Consider the following 18,553-nt stretch of genomic DNA (forward strand, 5'->3'; position numbering starts at 1 on the left):
CAAGACAAAGGTCAGGGTTTTAGGTTTCAATATAGAGTCAGCAGGCAATTTTAATAAAAATTCAATGGAATCACATACGTTTTAAAACGATAATTAACAAAATAAATATATCTCCTTTTTCATCATTTTTTGTCGATAATTAATGTTTAATTTTAACCCATAACTTCTTTGCGGCCTTCTTCGTCTAGGGGCGTCACAGTGACGACCCGAAATTCATCGAATTATGTCGGAATTAGATAAATGCATATATGATAAAATGTAGTTAAAAAAAGCAGGTGAATTCTATGGCTAAGTGTGATGCTTGTGGATTGAGAGAGGTTAAAATACATCTATCAATAGAAGATGATCAGTTGAGTTTATGTAATGATTGTTATAACGAATACATGGCTGGTGAACTGGAGGTTGAGCTAGAGGAGTTGCTGGAATCATTTTCGTTAAAGGATTCTGAAGGATTTGTTCGAACTTTTCTTGTAGAGACTCGATTACACCCCATTGGAATCTTCATGGAGGCAAAGGAGAATATTGAGTTTGGTTATACATTTGCTGTCCACGGTGAACTGGAGGATGATCAGCAGCAATTGCTCAATAGATTAATTGAGAAAACAAAAAAAGGAATTAAAGAGAAATATATTGTATCTAAAGTTTTTCTAAGCGGCCAGCCATATGAGACATTGACGAAAGATCATTTTGCTGGAAGAATTGAGTATGATGAAATCGCAGAAGGTCTTCCGCTCATTATTATTGATGGAAGAGCCTACACATGGGAAGAAGTGGGCAGACTAATTATGTCTTACGAAGGATTTCAGATAAAAGTAAAAATGTATGATCAGACAGATGAAATTGACTAGTATTCTGTTTGGAAATATGACTAAGATAAACATTTATATAGAAGAAACTAGCAATAGCGCATGCTATTATGCTAGTTTCTTTTTTTTGTTCTTGAATAAATCGACAAAAATCGGGATTTTTCGGGGCGTCACAGTGACGCTCCGCAACGCCCCGCACAACGCCCCGAACAGGCCCCCGAACCAACCCCCGCCCAAAGTCCCGACTAAACAAAACCTTTACGATTTATCCACAAACGCTTACAATTCTGAAATCTATTATTTACAAATAATTGCTAGGATTGGAATGTATAACTAATACATAGTAGGGAGTGTTGAGAAATGAAGAAGAACTTTTCTTGGAAGAAAGCGGTAGGAGCTTTAGTAGCAACATCTGTTGTTCTTTCAGCAGGCATCCCAACATCAGCAGCAAGTGCTGCAGAGAAAGGTACAGCTAAGAATGTTATTTTAATGATCCCGGATGGAATGGGTGCGAGCTATTTGACAGCATCTCGTATTTTCAAAGGGGAAGAGCTTAGCTTTGAACGTTATATGAAAGGTATGATGAAAACGTACTCTGCAGATACAAGTGTAACGGATTCAGCTGCAGCAGGTACGGCAATGGCAACAGGATATAAGACAGATAACGGCAAGATTGCGGTAACTCCAGATGGAAAAGAGCCGGATTCCATTTTAGATGCTGCCCGCAATAAAGATAAAGCGACTGGGTTAATAGCAACTTCACGTATTACTCATGCAACTCCGGCGGTTTTCACTTCTCATGATCCATCAAGAGGAAACGAAGCAGTTCTTGCACAGCAGTATATTAATAATGTAGATGTGATCCTTGGCGGCGGACGCGACATGTTTACGCTTGAAAAAGACGGCGGCAATCAAACAGATCGCGATTTAGTAGCAGAAGCAAAAGAAGCTGGTTATGAATATGTAACAAAAAAATCCGAATTAGATTCTGTGACTGGCAACAAAGTTCTAGGTTTATTTGCAGATGCAGCACTAACTTACGATATTGATAGAGTTAATCAAGAAGAGCCTAGTTTAACCGATATGACTGAGTTTGCGATTGATACACTAAGCAAAGATCAAGATGGGTTTTTCTTAATGGTAGAAGGAAGCCAAATTGACTGGGCTGGACATGCGAACGACCCAGTAGCAACAGTGACTGATATGCTTGAATTCGATCGTGCCGTTGAAGAGGCGCTAGATTTCGCTAAGAAAGATAAAAACACACTTGTTGTCGTGGTTGGAGATCATGAAACAGGCGGAATGAACATTGGAACAACTGAGGGCGGTTATGCGGATAATATCGATGTTTTGAAAAATATCAAAATGAGCAACAACGTTTTAGCTGCGAAACTAGCAGAAGAAGCTGACGTAATCTCGATTGCAAATGCGAAAGAATCTGAAGGTAATTACTACTTGCCAATTCGTGAGGCTGCAAAAGAACTAGGAGCTAAATTCTCTTTTAACTCTAAATCAGGAAAAGCAACGGTTACTTTAGATGGCACAAAAGCGACAATCGATTTATTGAAGAGAACAACTGCAGTAAAAGGTGAAAATGGCCGTATTGGCATCGTGAAAACACCTGGTGTAAACCATGTAGATTTCCAAGACTTCACAGAGTTATTTGATTTACAAGCTGGTTATCAAATCGGTGACAACAAAGCTGACAACAAAGCATATGTAGTTGATGCTGAAAGTGTTTTAGAAAAGCACACGAAGCTTGATATCAATGATGAGGATTTAGAATTATTAACATCTCAGCCATGGAACGGAAGCACTTTGGTTAACACACTTGGAACAATCATTTCCAACCATGCTTATATTAGCTGGGGAACACGCAACCACTCTGGTGTTGAAATCCCTCTATATGCATACGGAAAAGGTTCTGACCAATTTGTTGGGCTAATCAATAACACGGACCTGCCGCGCATTATTTCTTACCTGCAAGGCACAGAGCTATTTGAAGATGAGCAAGCGTTTATCGATGAAATGGAAGAAAGAAGAAATCAATAATTCTGTGAAAAGAAAAACGGTGCAGCGTTCTGTGCCGTTTTTTTCTATAAGAAAACACTTCTTTGTTAACTGGTTCTTAGTAAAACGTATTAATTTGAAACAAATGTTTTACCTGCAAATCCTAGTTTTTTTGTACAGGTGAGTACACATAAAAAAAGACAAGTATGCAACTTTTGTAGCATTCTTGTCTTTTATTTATTATCCATAGATATTGCAGTAAAAATAAAAAATGTTTTTATGTATGTTCTTAGAAGCAGTGTGTTCTTCAAGACTATAATCTTCTTTTCTTTCCACAACGAACACAGGTATCTGTATAGTAATTATATTTATGTTTCCTCTGAAAAAAACAAATTATCCCTTTCAAACTCATTTGTCAATCTCCTTTACGGAAAAAAATCGCTACTATTTACCCCTTTTTCCTATCTAATGTCATTATACTAGGGAAATTCGTTCGAAAGAACATATTTTGTAGAAAAATCAGATTTTTTACACAAAATTAATATTATAACTTTAGTTTAAAGATATAAAAGGAATATTAAATTAAAGTTTAGGCTTATTATTTTGAAAAAATCACATGATATAAAAATGTTCAATGTACTTTTTTCCAAATATCAGATTCATAATCTGAGTTTCGTCCCACCACTCTCCTGCATATCCTAAAAAGGGGGTGAGTATTTATGGTGAAAATCTTTATTGACCCAGGCCACGGAGGCGGTGATTCAGGAGCAGTAGGAAATGGACTGCTGGAGAAGAATCTAACTTTACAGATTTCACGAGTCATTCGTGATTTGCTTTTGCAATATGAGAATGTTTCGGTTCAGATGAGCCGTGAAGGTGATCAGACGTTAACGTTAAATCAGCGGACCAATATGGCTAATGCATGGGGAGCGGATTTTGTTTTATCAGTTCATATAAATGCTGGAGGCGGTACAGGGTATGAGGATTTCAGGCACAGCAATCAAGCCGCATCCTCTGTCTCTGGGAGAATTCAGTGGGAGATCCATGCAGCGGTTATGACGTCGTTATCATCTTTCCGCGTAGCGGACCGAGGCGTGAAAACAGCCAATTTTCATATGCTCCGTGAGTCAGATAGCCCAGCAGTGTTAACCGAAAATTTGTTTATTGATAATGCCACGGATGCTAATTTGTTGAAACAATCGGAGGTCATAACCGCGATTGCAGTCGGTCATGTTCAAGGGATTGTTTCATTTTATAATTTGCAAGGAAAACCCAATACTTTTACACCGGAGGAGGATGATCTTATGGCACAGCCATTCAATCCAACAACGCCAACTATTCGAAATTCAGTTGCAACAGTTCTGGCAAGATTTGAGCAAAAAGACCCAGCCCTCGCCAGACAATGGAGAGAACAATTTTTAAACGGACAACTAACCATCTCAGACGCGATCGGTTTACTATATGTAGCAATAGAGCGTGGGTATATAGAAGGAAATGAATAATAGGTTAAGAGGGTGAGGAAGAGAAATCTTTTACACTCTCTTTTTTTGGTCCTTTTTTAACTAGTTTGTTTGAGGGAAATCTCGCAATTTTGGCGGAATAGTGCTGGAGACCTGTGGGCAAGCGAGTGCTATACAGCGGAAATCGAACTGCTCATTTCTTACTAAATAGTGTTAACGCTTACAGCTAAAATGACACCTCTCTACAACATCCAGCACTCTTTTTACCCACAAAATGACACAATTAAACAAATATTTTGATTATAAAAAAATATTACAAATTTCATTTACTTATCGAAATACCTATGATTATAATCAGATTATCACAAATATTTCAACATCCAGAATATTATTAAAAATAGAGGAGGGCAGATGTCAGGAATATTAAAAACAACTATAGGGGGAATTGCCTTGATCAGAAAGGTGTCTTTAGCACTGCTTATTTTTCTGATGGTATTTTCAAGCGCAGCTTATGGTGCAGTACCGCCTAAAGCTGAAAGAGAAAAGCCGGTTACATCAGGAGAAAAATTAGAATCACCAGAACATGAATATAATGATGAAGATGAAGTTCGTATTATCGTAGAATTGGACGGAGAAGCTGCAGTCCAAAAAGCACAGCAGCAAGGTAAAATTTATAGCGAATTAACTGAAACAGAGAAAGAAAGTGTAGAAAAAGATCTGATTGAACAGCAAAATCAAGTAGTTAATGAATTAAATGCAGACAAGCTTGGAATTGAAGTAATTAATAACTTTACAACAGTTGTTAATGGCTTTAGTACTGAAGTACAATACGGAAAAATTAAATTTATTGAGCAAGCGGACCGTGTGGCGACTGTACATATTGCGCACGAATACACACGGCCAGAAGTGAAGCCCGAAATGCTATACAGTAAGGAATTAGTCGAAGCGCAGCGTGCGTGGGACGAGTATGGCTTTAAAGGTGAAGGCATGGTTGTTGGTGTTATTGATACCGGCATTGATACTGAACATAGAGACATGGTTCTTTCTGAAGAAACAGAAGAAACACTTACAAAAGACGTTGTAGACGGAATCGTCGCTGAAAAAGGTCTTCCTGGTAAGTACTATACTGAGAAAGTTCCATATGCTTATAACTATATGGATCAAAACGATACGATTCTTGACCTTGGTGCAGAAGCATCTGAGCATGGAATGCACGTATCAGGTACTGTTGGTGCCAACGGGGATGAAGAAAATGGCGGTTTAAAAGGCGTCGCTCCTGAAGCACAAATTTTAGGATTGAAAGTTTTTGGCAATGATCCTGAAATGCCTTCTACATACAGTGATATTTATGTAAAGGCAATCGATGATGCTATCAAACTTGGCGTTGATGTTATTAACATGAGCTTAGGTTCCACGGCTGCATTTGTATTGCCGGAAGATCCTGAGCAAAAAGCAGTTGAGCGCGCAGTTGAAAGTGGCGTATTAATGGCTATTTCTGCTGGTAACTCTGCTCACTTTGGTAATGGATTTGCTAATCCATGGCCACAAAATCCGGATATCGGAGTTTCTGGTTCACCGGGTATTTCATATGATTCTTTACAAGTAGCATCATATGAAAATAGCTATATGAATTTAGATGCGGTTGAATACGTAATTGGCGAAGGAACAGCTGATGCAGCTCCATTCCTTTCAGCTGGAAGTGTGCATCCGAACTCTTTAGAAACAAAAGAATATGAACTTGCTTATGGCGGATTAGGGAAGCCTGAAGAGCTTGGAGATGTTGAAGGGAAATTCGCGTTGATCCGACGTGGTGAGCTTGATTTCGTTACAAAAGCTCTTAACGCACAGGCAGCAGGTGCGCTAGGTGTAATTGTTTATAATAATGCAGATGGCTATGTCAATATGGCATCCGATGCAGCAATTACAATCCCTCAGTTATTCATGCTTAAATCTGATGGAGACACGTTAGCAGCTGCTTTACAAGCTGGTGAAAGTGTTACGATTGCATTTAACGGTGAAACAACACAAGCGCCAAACCCAACTGCTGGTGCAATGAGTGATTTCACTTCATGGGGAGTTACACCAAACCTTGACTTTAAGCCTGAAATCACAGCTCCAGGCGGACAAATTTTATCTACACTTCAAAATAATGAATATGGAATGATGAGCGGTACATCAATGGCTGCACCACATGTAGCTGGCGGATCTGCTCTTGTTCTTGAGCGTGTTGATAATGAATTTGGCTTAGAAAACGCTGAACGCGTCAATATGGCGAAAAATATTTTAATGAACACAGCTAAAACATTAGAGGACAAAGGACAAGCTAATGATATTTTAGGACAAGTAAATCCTTACTCTCCTCGCCGACAAGGTGCTGGATTAATGCAGCTTCATGCAGCATTGGCTACACCTGTTGTAGTAGCTGAACAAGCAACAAATGAAGCGAAAGTTTCTCTGAAAGAAGTAGGCGATCATGTTGAATTTACGTTAGTCGCTAAAAACTACTCTGACGATGCTGTTAGCTATGATGTTGGTGTAAATGTTCAGACTGATCTTGCTTTATTCGGTGAACTTGGTTATGCAGCAAACGTACTAGAAGCACAAGCATTACAAAATGTTGGTGTGTCAGTAAATGGCTCTGAAACAGCTGTTGTTGAATTAGCTGCAGGCGAAGAGAAAACGATTAAAGTTGAACTAGATCTTACAAACGCTTCAGTCTATAACGAAAATGCATCTGCTCTAGTACCAGCAGCTGACATCTTCACTAACGGCTACTTCGTTGAAGGTTTCGTAACGTTAACGGACACTGCCGATGTTAACCCTGAGCTTTCTGTTCCTTATGTTGGCTTTAAAGGCGAATGGGACCAAGCACAAATCGTTGACGATGCACGCTGGACAGATACTACATTCTACGGAATGACAAGCTTAGTTGATGAAAGCTTAAGTTTCTTAGGCTACAGTGCATTTGAAGCGGGAATTAATCCAGATAATATCGCATTCTCTCCAAATGGAGATGGCGTACAGGATCAGGCAATTCCAGTTGTTTCTTTCTTAAGAAATGCGAAGAAAGTGGAATACAATATTTTAGATAGCGAAGGCAATAAGCTCAGAACAATCCGTACTGAGAATCATGCCCGCAAGAATTACTATGATGGCGGAAGAGCGCAAGAGTACTCCCTAAGCACAGTTCGCGGCTGGGATGGTCAAATTGATTTAAAACCTGCTGCAGAAGGCGATTATCAGTATGAAATCCGTGCAGTTGTTGATTACCCTGATGCAGAATGGCAGTCATTTAAAATGCCAATCAAAGTCGACGTGACGGCTCCAGAAATTGAAGCAAGCTATGATGCAGAATCAAAAGAAATTAGATTTGCTAATGTTGCTGATAATGAAGGCGGCAGCGGTGTTTATTACATTGATGTATTAGTAGATGGTTCTACTGTCCTTTCAGGTCCATTAAGTCCTGATACGGAAACATATGCAGTAAATGGTCTAACAGCAGATAACAATCTGGAAGTTGTAGTTTATGACTTTGCTGGAAACAGCACAACAGAAAAATTACAAGTTGCAGAAGATACAGTTATTCCGGATGTGCATGTCTTAACTCCAGAAGCATTTGGAACAGTTGGTTCGAAGGATGTTGTCGTTTCTGGTTATGTTAACGATAAGTCTGGTATTAAAGAGCTTGAAATCAATGGGGAATTAGTTGAAGTAGTAGTGAATCCAACTACAGGAGAGCATGAATTCTCAACAACTATTTCTTATGAAACAGATGGCGTTAAGAAGTTTGATGTGAAGACTGTTGACAACCGTGATAATGAAATTGCCTTCCAGCGCACGGTATTTGTTGATAGCACAGCTCCAACAATTGATGTAAAAGGCGCTCCAGCATCAACTGGAAAAGATAGTGTAGAAGTTTCCCTAGAAGTTGCTGATAACTTTGATGAAATCAGAGTATACAACAACGGAAGCGAAATCTTTACAAATGAATTCCTAGAGCCATATGAAATGCGCGGCTACGAAAAGACGATTGAAGATGTAGAGCTTGCTTTGAAAGACGGAAAGAATACTTTTGTCTTTGAAGTAACAGACCTTGCTGGTCATAAGGCATCTAAAACTGTTACAATCGAAAAATTAGAAGAAACACCTCCTGGTAATGGCGGCGGCACAGGTCCGATTATTCCTCCAACACCACCGGTAACACCACCGCCAACAACTGATGACGGGGAAGCTGTACTTGATGTAACAGAAGGAAAAGTGATTGATCAAATCAACGATTCTTCTAAATCTGAGGTTACAGTTGATCTATCATCCTTAGTAACTGGCGATGTATCTAAGCTGACTGCAAAAGTAGGCAAAGATACGTTCAAGAAAGTGGCTGACAGCAAAAAAGGACTTGTCGTGAAGGCGGGAACTGAAACTGTTGCATTACCAGCTGCTGTTGTTGCTGATATTGCTGAGCAAGGCAGTGACAATGTTCAAGTAACAATTGAAACACTTGAAGCGAAAAATGTACCAGCTTCAAAAGGCAAAAACCTTGTATCTGAGCTTTATGATTTCTCTATCACATTAAACAAAGACGGCAAGAGCACTGACTACAGCGCATTTGCTGAGCCAGTTGAAGTAACTGTTTCTGTTGATGCTGACGAAATCGATGATGCAAGAAAAACTGCTGCTTACTACTTAAATGAAGACGATGCAGCTTGGGAATATGTTGGCGGTAAAGTGTCAGGCGACAGCTTCACATTTACGGTTAACCACTTCTCAACTTACGCTGTTATTGAAAACAACGTTACATTCAAGGATGTAGCTAAGCACTGGGCAAAGGATGAAGTAGAAGTATTAGCTTCACGCTCCATCATTAATGGTAAAACTTCTGGATCGTTTGCTCCTGAAGAAGATATCACTCGTGCTCAATTCGCAGCATTGCTTGTTCGTTCCTTAAATCTTCCTGTATCTGAAGAGCAAGGATCATTTAAGGATGTAAGTGCTAATCACTGGGCTGCTTCTGATATTGAAGCTGCGTATGCTGCAGGCATCATCAGCGGTAAGCTTGACGGTTCATTTGCTCCAAGTGAAAACATCACTCGTGAACAAATGGCTGCTATGCTCATCCGTGCAGTTGAGTACAAAGATGCTTCACTTTTAGAAGGATTGAAGCCATCAGCTCCATTCAAAGATGCTGACAGAATCAATTCGTATGCGAAGGAAGCAATTGACCAAGCTGTTGCTCTGAAATTACTAAACGGTAATTCAAATGGCACATTCGGTCCTAAGAAAAACACAACTCGTGCTCAAGCGGCTGTAGTACTTTACAGAATGCTTGATGCTCTAGATGAGTTGAAATAAGCATAAAGAAGGGGCATCCATTACGGATGCCCCTTTTGATTTTATAAGACTGCCAGTTTACTAGATTGAAAACAAGCGACTCTCCTTATAATGGCACAAAAAAATCATACCTAATGTAACCCCATTCGGACCTTAAAAGGTAGGATTCTATAGATGAAAATTACCTCCCCAACACGTTCTAACATTCATTCTTTCAACCTATCTGACTATAAGAGGATTTTTTTAAAAAAAAGAGTGAAAACGTAAACTTTTTTCTCACGCTCCTCGTCTAAAAAAGTGAAGTCAAAATTTAAAAATCCTTATTTTAGGTATTTTGTAACAAAATTGAAATTTTATTGTAATAAAAGTAACTTTCTTTCAGTCGGCATCGTCTAATGAATAGAGAAAAAGGGGGTGAGCATAGTGAAGGTAAAGAAGAAATGGCATGTTGCAATCTTAGCAGCCTTGATGCTATCTGCCGCTGGTGCCTTTTATTATGAAGGAAAACCTGAAACTGCAGAGGCAAGCGAGGAACAACAGAAACAGCCTGTGATTGAAAGCTCAAATGAAGAAGAAATAAAGAACCAGCCTGAAGCAGACAAATCGCCGGAAACAGATTCAACAACAAATGAACCTGCTGAAGTAACAGAGAAACAGCAGCCTGAACAGAATGTACAGGAAGAAGAAATGGTAATCCGTGGTTATACCTATTTCAGACTAATGGATAAAGAGAAATACCCAAAACATGCTTACAAGATTGAAGCTGCTGAAGCAATCGGTGCTGAGGTGTTTGCCATCCCATATTCAGATGTCTACGCCTTGGTAAAGGATGGAAAAGAAATTGGCGCAATGACGGTCGGCAATATTCAGACTCATCCTGCATATTTAGACTATACAAAAGAAGTTCTAGAATTCTACAATCAAACAGGACTTTATCATAACCTTGATGTTGTACTAGAAACTGGTGCTACGGTAACCGTAGAAGCAGATAATGGTGTTTATTATGAAATATCATTAATGGAAGATGGCTGGATATCTGTACAATATAGATAAAATAGATAATATAGATAATCATGCTGTTAAGTCCACAACCATCGCCCTTAAATAATGCGGTTCATGAGAATATAAAAAAATGAATAAAACCGCACTGGACTTTAGCAGACAGCCACTTATCATAAAAATAGCTCCGCAATTTGCGGAGCTATTTTTCATTGTGTGCCCGGCATGGGTGCAGGCTCTAGGGTGCGAGTCCCGAACGGCGAAGGCAGTAGTAGCCGTAGCTTAAGACAAGGATATGCGGGGTGACCCTCCTATCTGAAGGAAGTCGGCGGCAAACTTCCGCTCTGAGGAACACGAATCTCATATGAGGCTAGATGACATTGGGTGAGTCTGCAATACAAGACAAAGTCCATACTGCCAAAGGTGTCACATAGTAAATGAGGCGGAGACATGGAAGGAAAGTCTGTACTCTTACCCGGGGAGAACCTGTCGATATGCCGTACTCATGCGGTAAGCCTATCCGTGAGGATAAGTTGAACGACAGGCGTCAGCAGAAGCCATAGTACTTATTCGCTTAAGAGGATAAGGAAGGGCTGAACCGGTTATGGAAAATAGGAACTAGGCGTATCTTTCCATTCGATGAAACAGAAAACATAGTACCTGTTTAATGAAAGAAACGGTGAATCCGCGGGGGTCATTAAACAGGGTGGAGAATGAAAAGGACACAAACAGAACACCTATTTACGCGGGAGGTTATATCAATGTTAATGGAACGAATCATGTCACGGGAAAACCTACTTAATGCGATTAAAAGAGTAGAAAAGAATAAGGGAAAACATGGAGTGGACGAAATGCCCGTCACTGCTCTTCGTGGACATATTATGCTCAACTGGAGCGAACTGCGAAAATCCCTCTTCGAGGGAACCTATATCCCATCCCCCGTCCGTCGAGTCGAAATCCCGAAACCAGACGGCAAAGGGAAGAGGAAACTGGGAATCCCAACCGTGACAGACCGTTTCATTCAACAAGCAATCACCCAAGTGCTTACCAGAATGTATGACCCTAGTTTCTCTGAATGTAGCTTCGGCTTTCGCCCTAACAGGCGAGCGCACCAGGCTGTTAAATTAGCCCAAAGCTATATAGAAGAGGGTTATCGATGGGTAGTCGACATTGACCTTGAAAAGTTCTTTGACAAGGTTAACCACGATAGATTAATGAGTAAATTAGCCATGAGGATAAAGGATAGTACTCTCCTCAAACTAATAAGACGGTTCTTAACCTCTGGTGTTATGGAAGGCGGACTTGTCAGTCCTAACCTTGAGGGGACACCGCAAGGTGGACCTTTAAGCCCTTTACTTTCGAATATTGTGTTGGATGAACTGGATAAAGAACTGGAGCGCAGAGGACATCGCTTTGTCCGCTACGCCGATGATTGTAATATCTATGTGAAATCTAAAAGAGCTGGAGAAAGAGTTATGAAGGCAATGACCCATTTTATCGAGAGGAATCTTAAACTGAAGGTTAACAAGGATAAAAGTGCTGTAGACCGCCCTTGGAAAAGGAAATTTCTTGGGTTCAGTTTTACAAGTAATCTAAAACCGAAGGTGAGAATATCTCCCCAATCAGTTAAACGGTTTAAAGATAAAATAAGAAAGCTTACAAGCAGACGAAGGTCAATTGCCATGGAAGATAGGATTCATAACCTTAACCAATATCTAGTGGGATGGGTTAATTATTATCATTTAGCAGATACCCGTTCAGTAATCGCAAAACTCGAAGGATGGCTTAATCGAAGGTTAAGAATGATTCGATGGAAGGAATGGAAACTTCCCCAAACGAAGGTCAAGAAACTTATTAAACTAGGTGTTTCGAAAGGGAAAGCATATGAATGGGGAAATACAAGAAAGGCTTATTGGAGGATATCCAAAAGTCCAATTCTTCATAAAACATTAGGGAAAGCCTACTGGCTTTCCCTTGGGTTAAAAAGTATTTCTGCTAGATATGACTTACAGCGTTCGACTTAATCGGAACCGCCGTATACGGAACCGTACGTACGGTGGTGTGAGAGGGATAAATGGAGGTTAATCGCCTCCCCCTATCTCAATAACTAATTGCTTAGAATTTGCCTCAATTTCTCTGTTGCACCCTTTCTCCATAGTTTTACCGCGGAAGGCGAAACACCTTCCTGCTTGGCGATATCGGTAATGCTCATGCCATTAAAAACCGTATAGAATACCCAGCTTTTTTGTTTGTCTGTTAATGGCTGACAAAGACCTAAAATCGTATCGAACTCTAAAGGATCCAATGTATTTTGATCTTCAATTAATGCCCAGTATTCATCTTTAGCAAACTGCGTACGCTCCTCTCTGGAATTATTTTTTGTTAATTCATTCAGAATTCTTCCTTTTACACTGGTATAAGCAAAATTGAGAAACTTGCCTTTTTCCGGATTGAATTGCTTCCATGCTTCCCATAAGCTAATGACACCAATCTGAAAATAGTCATCTTTGTTTTGATAGATCTTTAAGGTATGGATAATTTTATGGATCATTGGTTCATATTGATTAAGAATGTCTTCAAAGCTTTCCATCATAACGTCCTTCGGAAAGCGCGCTTTCAATGATTCCCGGGTATGTTAAACATAAAAGATCAGAGTAAATACTGCGAATAGGCAAATCGGGCTTTTCAATATAGAGTCAATGAAAAGAGAGGGGGGAAACGAACTTTTATAGAATAAGTATTTGACGGAAAGAGGGGCAAAATGAGTTTCTGTTTCGTTTTCTGAAAAATTCATTAAAAAGTAATTTTAATAGCATTCTATCAGCTGAAAAACAGCAGTTTAATGGGCAATTCTATGATTTTCTAATAATTTTTCTGCGCAGTTTTATGCGTTTCATACTGCATAAAAAAAGACGCTCAGCTTAAGCTGGCGCCTCTGATTCTTCTAATTCAAGATGTTCCTTCAATTCGTTTTGCACACGAGTTTTTTCTTCTTCAGGTACAATTAAATACCAAATAGAGCCAATATATTCGCCAGATCCGCTTATCTGGAGCTGATCAATCGTTCCAGCAGCATCACGGTAGTTCTTTTGAATATCTCTCATTTCAGCAAAAGTCATGTTTGTACGTACATTTCTTCCTAAAGCATCGAAGATATCATCAAAATTAGTAAGAGAATTAAAGCTGATTCCTTTTCTAATTACACCTTGGATGATTTGGCGCTGGCGTTCCTGGCGTCCAAAGTCACCGTTTGGGTCTTGCTTTCTCATGCGAATATACGCTAATGCCTCATCACCGTTAAGGTCAATATTTCCTTCTTCAAATTGCTTGCCGCTTTGAGAAAAAGCCATCTGATTGTTAACGTTAATGCCGCCAACTGCATCAACAATATCCTTAAAACCTTCCATATTGACCTTAATATAATAATCAAGCGGAATATCAAGGAAGTTTTCAACTGTAGCCATCGACATTTCTTCATTTCCAAACGCATAGGCATGATTGATTTTATCTTCTGTTCCGTGGCCGACAATCTCTGTCCGAGTATCACGCGGAATACTCAGCATTTTAATCGATTGCGTGTTTGGATTGACCGTTAAAACAATCATCGTATCTGAACGGCCTTTATCTCCTTCACGCTCATCCACACCAAGCATTAAAACGGAAAAAGGTTCTCTTTCCTCAAGCGTAATTTGTTCAATCCGTTTATCTGACTTTTCCCGATTTTCTATTGGCTGGTGCATCGTATCTACTGCTTCATTTAGTGATTTATATACAAGATAAGCATATCCGCCTAAAGCAACAATTAAAAGGACGCTAATGATCCCAATAATCTTTAGCCATTTTCTGCGCTTTGATGTTCCTTTTCTCGTCATTCAGCTACCTCCGATTTTACCCCATTCACAATCTTTCTCATCTATTGTACCTATTTTCTACATAATTTGTCATCTTAATTCTTTTTTTTGCAGAAACAAAATTGATAATAGCTATCAATTAAAGGCTATTTTCTGGATGATATTTTTTTAATGTTTTTTATCTATAAACTCATTGATTGAAACGGAATGGTGCGAGACTCCAGCGGGAGGAGTGGGAAGGTGAGACCCCGCAGGAGCGTGTGACGAGGAGGCTCACCACCAGCCCCGCCGGAAAGCGAGTACCATGGAGTGGAAATCAACAATAACTTTTTTAAAAAACTTATTTACCCTATAAACTCAATGATTTTAGCTTAATTTATCTATAATGTAGAAATTTATTTAAAAAATAGGTAAAATTATGAAACTATTTTTCATCTCATTCGTCTAATATATTATGCGAAAAGTCTCGGTCTAGCAGAATGATCACTTATCGCACAAACTGCATGTAGGAGGCAATAAGATGAAGAAGTCTATGAAAAAGAAAGGATTAGCCGTTGGTTTGGCTGCAACTTTAGCGGTCAGCACAATGATGCCGGGTCTTTCTTTCGCTGCTGAAAAAGGTATAGGCGAAAAGACTTACGAACAGCTTGAGCGTTTTAACTTAAAGCTAGGAGATGTGAAAACAAGCCAGCTGACAAAAGGCGAGGAGAAAGCATTCGCAGAAAATCAGTTAGTGGTCAAGTACACATCGCCGATTACATCGAGTGAACACCGAAAAGCAGGAGGAAAACTGCTTAAGAGATTTTCAACATTAGGCTATGATGTCATTGAAGTTCAAGGAAAGCGCGAGCTGCAGGAAGTAGCACAAGCTTATGCAGCCTTGCCAAATGTAACTTCCATTTCACGCAGTGCTTATGTTAAGCGTCTTGGTGCGATCGATCCTAAAACATCAGATATGTATCACCTGAAAAATCTGAATGTTGCTAAAGCACAGTCTTTAGCAGGCAAGAATAAAGTAAAGGTTGCTGTTATTGACACGGGTGTTGATGCGAGCCACCCTGAATTAAAGAACCAGATCATTGCTAATAAAAATGCAATGGACCCAGTGAAAAAAGGACTGGCAGATGCGCATGGAACACATGTAGCGGGTATTATTGCTGCTGAAAAGAACAATGGAATTGGCGGTTATGGAATTGCTCCTAACGCAGATATTATTTCCATTGATGTCTTTAATCGTGCTATGACGGTTACAGATTATACGATTGCAGAAGGAATTTTGGAAGCGATTCGTCAAAAGGCTGACGTTATTAACATGAGTTTAGGCTCGTATGCTTCCTCTCCTCTTTTAAAAGAAGCAGTGAAAAAGGCAGTGGATAGCGGGATTGTTGTGGTTGCAGCAGCTGGTAATGATGGAGCGGATATTCTAAATTACCCGGCTTCCTATGAGGGCGTTATTAGTGTAGGTGCAACAAATGCATCCAACCAGCTTGCTTATTTTTCTACATACGGACCGTCTGTTGATGTAGTGGCTCCAGGAGATCAGGTTTATTCTTCTGTTTTTGATGCCGGGAAAGGTTCTTCTTTTGTGAACATGAGCGGAACGTCAATGGCATCACCTGTTGTGGCGGGAGCTGCTGCATTACTATTATCTAAGCATCCTGATCTGACACCTTATCAAGTCAACTACATTTTAACAAAAACGGCTAAAGATTTAGGCAATAAAGGATATGACACGAAATACGGTCATGGCCAAATCGATCTAGAAAAAATGCTTGCTTTCGATCCGAAGAAAATTCCTGCCGATCCAGCTGTAAAAGGAGCAGATATTCTTTCGAAAGCCAAAGATCTTGGATCATTTGAAACAGCAACAGAGGCTTCTGGAAAATTTGTCAAACTAAATCAGGAAGACTTATACAAGGTCAAGCTGAATAAGGACGAGTACCTCGATGTCACTCTTGAGGGCAGCAGCAAATATGATCTTAAATTTGAACTGCAATTCTTCAAAGACGGGGCAAAGACTCCGGATTCTGTCTTAGAAGTGAATGATGCAGCTCAAGGAAGCACAGAAGGCACATTATTTAAAGCACCGGAGAACGGTACGCTTGTTGTAAAAGTAAAAGATAGTTATGGAAATTACAATGAAGCAGGGCAATCTGCATACAAGCTTTCATTAGGTAAGAGTTTAGCACTGCCTGAAGATACCAATACGTACGAAACACCAGAAGTAATTGAAAGTCTTCCATTTGAAAGCGGACTGGTAAACTATTATACAGATGAAAGTTTACTAGCTGGAGAAGATAGTGAATCAGCAGATGAAGAGATGGAGTATGCAGAAGAAGCAATGCCTGGAGATTCTGATTATTTCCGCTTCACAATTCCAGGAAATGAAGAAGACGGCATGAAGATGGTGAAAATTGACCTGTCTGATGTTCCGGGTATTGATCCAACGATTATTCTTCACACCATTGAAAATATGGACGGAGAAGAGTATCAGTATGAGATGGATTCAGCTATGGACAACGGCTTTGGCAAAGGTGAAACATTGTCGTTCAGTGCTTATCCTGGCCAGGAGTTTGTTGCTGAAGTAACGAATAAATCTTATTATTTTGATCCGATCATGATTTTATTAGGCGGCGGAATGGAAATGGATTTGAATCGCAGCTTCTCTTCCCAAACTCCATACGAGCTTTCGCTTGATATTCAGGATGTAACAGCTGATGAAGATGGCATTCCAGACTTAATTGGCATGTCCCCAGAAGATATGCTGTTTGAAGGAGACTTTGCAGGCTTTGAGGAAGCTAAGAAAGAGCTTCGTTCAAAAGCGTTATCATCTTCCTATAAAATTGCTAGTGAAGAAGAGGCTGAGGTTGATGAGTATTCGCAAATGATTATGGATGCAGCCATTCCGTTTGTAGAGAACGAAGCGAATACAGGTTACTTGCAGACAATGGGTGATGAAGATTGGTATGCCTTTACACCTGAACAAAGCGGTCTTTTTGACGTGAAAATGGACACAACGAATGGTTATGCGCCAACTGGAATGGACATTGTGAAATATGATAAAGAGTCACAAGGGTTCACGTATGTATATTCTAATGCATCATTCTCTTTGACATCTATGAGTATTAATGATCAGTTCTCTGTAGGGTTACAAGCAGGAGAAACGTATTACTTTGTTGCAATTGATCAAAATTACAGAGCAAAATTTGATCCTTACCGCTTTACTGTCAAACCACTAGTGAAAAACGTGGCTGATCAGTTTGAGACAAATGATACATTTGAAGATGCAGTAAAGGTAACAACTAAAGCAATTACTGGGAACTATGCTTCGGTTGGTGACATCGATATGTATTATTTCAAACCTGGAAAAGAAAGCGTATATAACGTGAGTGTGAAACCAGGTACGATCCCAGCGAAATATAAAAATGTTCCTACAATTCATAAGTCTGATATTGATCCAATTCTTGCGGTCATTGAAGACACGAACGGAAATGGAAAGATGGATTTAGAGGAACAGGCGAATATGACTCTCGTTGACAGCGCAATGTACAACGAAGAAGAACGCATCAGCTTCCGTTCCAAAAAGAATGCAGGCTACTTCTTCCTGACAGCTGATTATACAGGAACAAATTCACCAGTGGTTCCTTACGTATTTAATATTGATGAAGTCAAACAAAAAGATGAAGACAGTACATCTGTAGTCAAAAATAATATTCCATCCAAGCCGATAGCGCTAAATCGCCCAGCGAAAGACCGCTACTATGCATATGGATATATGAATATGACAGCCAACAAGCCTGACACAGATTATTACAAACTATCTTTAAGCAAAAACAGCAAACTAACACTATCTCTTGAACTTCCTTCAGACCTTGATGGAAAAGTGACGGTTTATAACGCAAAAGGCCAATCTGTTGCCACAGCCGACTACTATGGCAAAGGCGATGCAGAATCCCTACCGTTAAACCTGAAAAAAGGAACATACTACATCAAAGTTGAAGACGTTCAAGGCGGAGCCAGCAGCCAACCATACAAGCTTATTTTAAAATAAACCATATGAAAGAGATAATGCCCTTGTTGGGTGTTATCTCTTTTTTGT

9 protein-coding genes are annotated in these 18,553 nt (G+C 39.7%); 7 read left to right on the top strand and 2 right to left on the bottom strand.

Annotation, left to right across the window (positions count from 1 at the left end; translation table 11 throughout):
* Positions 1 to 284: 284 nt before the first annotated feature.
* From A6754_RS03330 to ltrA, 6 genes are all read left to right on the top strand, one after another.
* Positions 285 to 848 carry a DUF7686 domain-containing protein gene (locus A6754_RS03330; protein ID WP_066442501.1) on the top strand — a complete coding sequence of 188 codons (564 nt, stop codon included), beginning with the start codon at positions 285 to 287 and terminating at the stop codon, positions 846 to 848.
* A 318-nt stretch (positions 849 to 1,166) separates the two neighbouring features.
* Entirely contained in the window at positions 1,167 to 2,858 is a 1,692-nt protein-coding gene (locus A6754_RS03335; protein WP_066442502.1) for an alkaline phosphatase, read from the top strand.
* Between the two features lie 677 nt (positions 2,859 to 3,535).
* The gene (locus A6754_RS03340; RefSeq protein ID WP_066442503.1) at positions 3,536 to 4,318 is read left to right on the top strand and encodes an N-acetylmuramoyl-L-alanine amidase family protein; all 783 of its coding nucleotides are present in this window, start codon (positions 3,536 to 3,538) and stop codon (positions 4,316 to 4,318) included.
* A gap of 369 nt (positions 4,319 to 4,687) precedes the next feature.
* Entirely contained in the window at positions 4,688 to 9,625 is a 4,938-nt protein-coding gene (locus tag A6754_RS03345; RefSeq protein ID WP_066442504.1) for a S8 family serine peptidase, read from the top strand.
* Between the two features lie 402 nt (positions 9,626 to 10,027).
* Positions 10,028 to 10,657 carry a hypothetical protein gene (locus A6754_RS03350; RefSeq protein ID WP_066442505.1) on the top strand — a complete coding sequence of 210 codons (630 nt, stop codon included), beginning with the start codon at positions 10,028 to 10,030 and terminating at the stop codon, positions 10,655 to 10,657.
* Positions 10,658 to 11,364: 707 nt separating this feature from the next.
* Positions 11,365 to 12,627, top strand: a complete 1,263-nt coding sequence (gene ltrA, locus A6754_RS03355) for a group II intron reverse transcriptase/maturase (RefSeq protein WP_066441994.1) — start codon at positions 11,365 to 11,367, stop codon at positions 12,625 to 12,627.
* Between the two features lie 83 nt (positions 12,628 to 12,710).
* Here ltrA and A6754_RS03360 read toward each other — a convergent pair whose 3' ends face one another.
* On the bottom strand, positions 12,711 to 13,193 hold the full coding sequence (locus tag A6754_RS03360; protein ID WP_066442506.1) for a sigma-70 family RNA polymerase sigma factor: 483 nt from the start codon (positions 13,191 to 13,193) through the stop codon (positions 12,711 to 12,713).
* Between the two features lie 331 nt (positions 13,194 to 13,524).
* Positions 13,525 to 14,475 carry a polyisoprenyl-teichoic acid--peptidoglycan teichoic acid transferase TagU gene (tagU, locus tag A6754_RS03365; protein WP_066442507.1) on the bottom strand — a complete coding sequence of 317 codons (951 nt, stop codon included), beginning with the start codon at positions 14,473 to 14,475 and terminating at the stop codon, positions 13,525 to 13,527.
* A gap of 499 nt (positions 14,476 to 14,974) precedes the next feature.
* On the opposite strand from tagU, the gene A6754_RS03370 reads away from it, so the two are divergent.
* Positions 14,975 to 18,505 carry a S8 family serine peptidase gene (locus A6754_RS03370; RefSeq protein ID WP_066442508.1) on the top strand — a complete coding sequence of 1,177 codons (3,531 nt, stop codon included), beginning with the start codon at positions 14,975 to 14,977 and terminating at the stop codon, positions 18,503 to 18,505.
* The last annotated feature ends 48 nt before the right edge of the window (positions 18,506 to 18,553 follow it).

It is taken from the genome of Cytobacillus gottheilii, assembly GCF_001636345.1.
Taxonomy (GTDB): Bacteria; Bacillota; Bacilli; order Bacillales; family Cytobacillaceae; genus Cytobacillus; species Cytobacillus gottheilii.

What these genes read in the sequence shown, in the direction of transcription:
- ltrA (WP_066441994.1), top strand. Translation starts at nt 11,365, where the DNA reads ATGTTAATGGAACGAATCATGTCACGGGAAAACCTACTTAATGCGATT.
- tagU (WP_066442507.1), bottom strand. Translation starts at nt 14,475, where the DNA reads ATGACGAGAAAAGGAACATCAAAGCGCAGAAAATGGCTAAAGATTATT.
- A6754_RS03360 (WP_066442506.1), bottom strand. Translation starts at nt 13,193, where the DNA reads ATGGAAAGCTTTGAAGACATTCTTAATCAATATGAACCAATGATCCAT.
- A6754_RS03340 (WP_066442503.1), top strand. Translation starts at nt 3,536, where the DNA reads ATGGTGAAAATCTTTATTGACCCAGGCCACGGAGGCGGTGATTCAGGA.
- A6754_RS03330 (WP_066442501.1), top strand. Translation starts at nt 285, where the DNA reads ATGGCTAAGTGTGATGCTTGTGGATTGAGAGAGGTTAAAATACATCTA.
- A6754_RS03370 (WP_066442508.1), top strand. Translation starts at nt 14,975, where the DNA reads ATGAAGAAGTCTATGAAAAAGAAAGGATTAGCCGTTGGTTTGGCTGCA.
- A6754_RS03345 (WP_066442504.1), top strand. Translation starts at nt 4,688, where the DNA reads ATGTCAGGAATATTAAAAACAACTATAGGGGGAATTGCCTTGATCAGA.
- A6754_RS03335 (WP_066442502.1), top strand. Translation starts at nt 1,167, where the DNA reads ATGAAGAAGAACTTTTCTTGGAAGAAAGCGGTAGGAGCTTTAGTAGCA.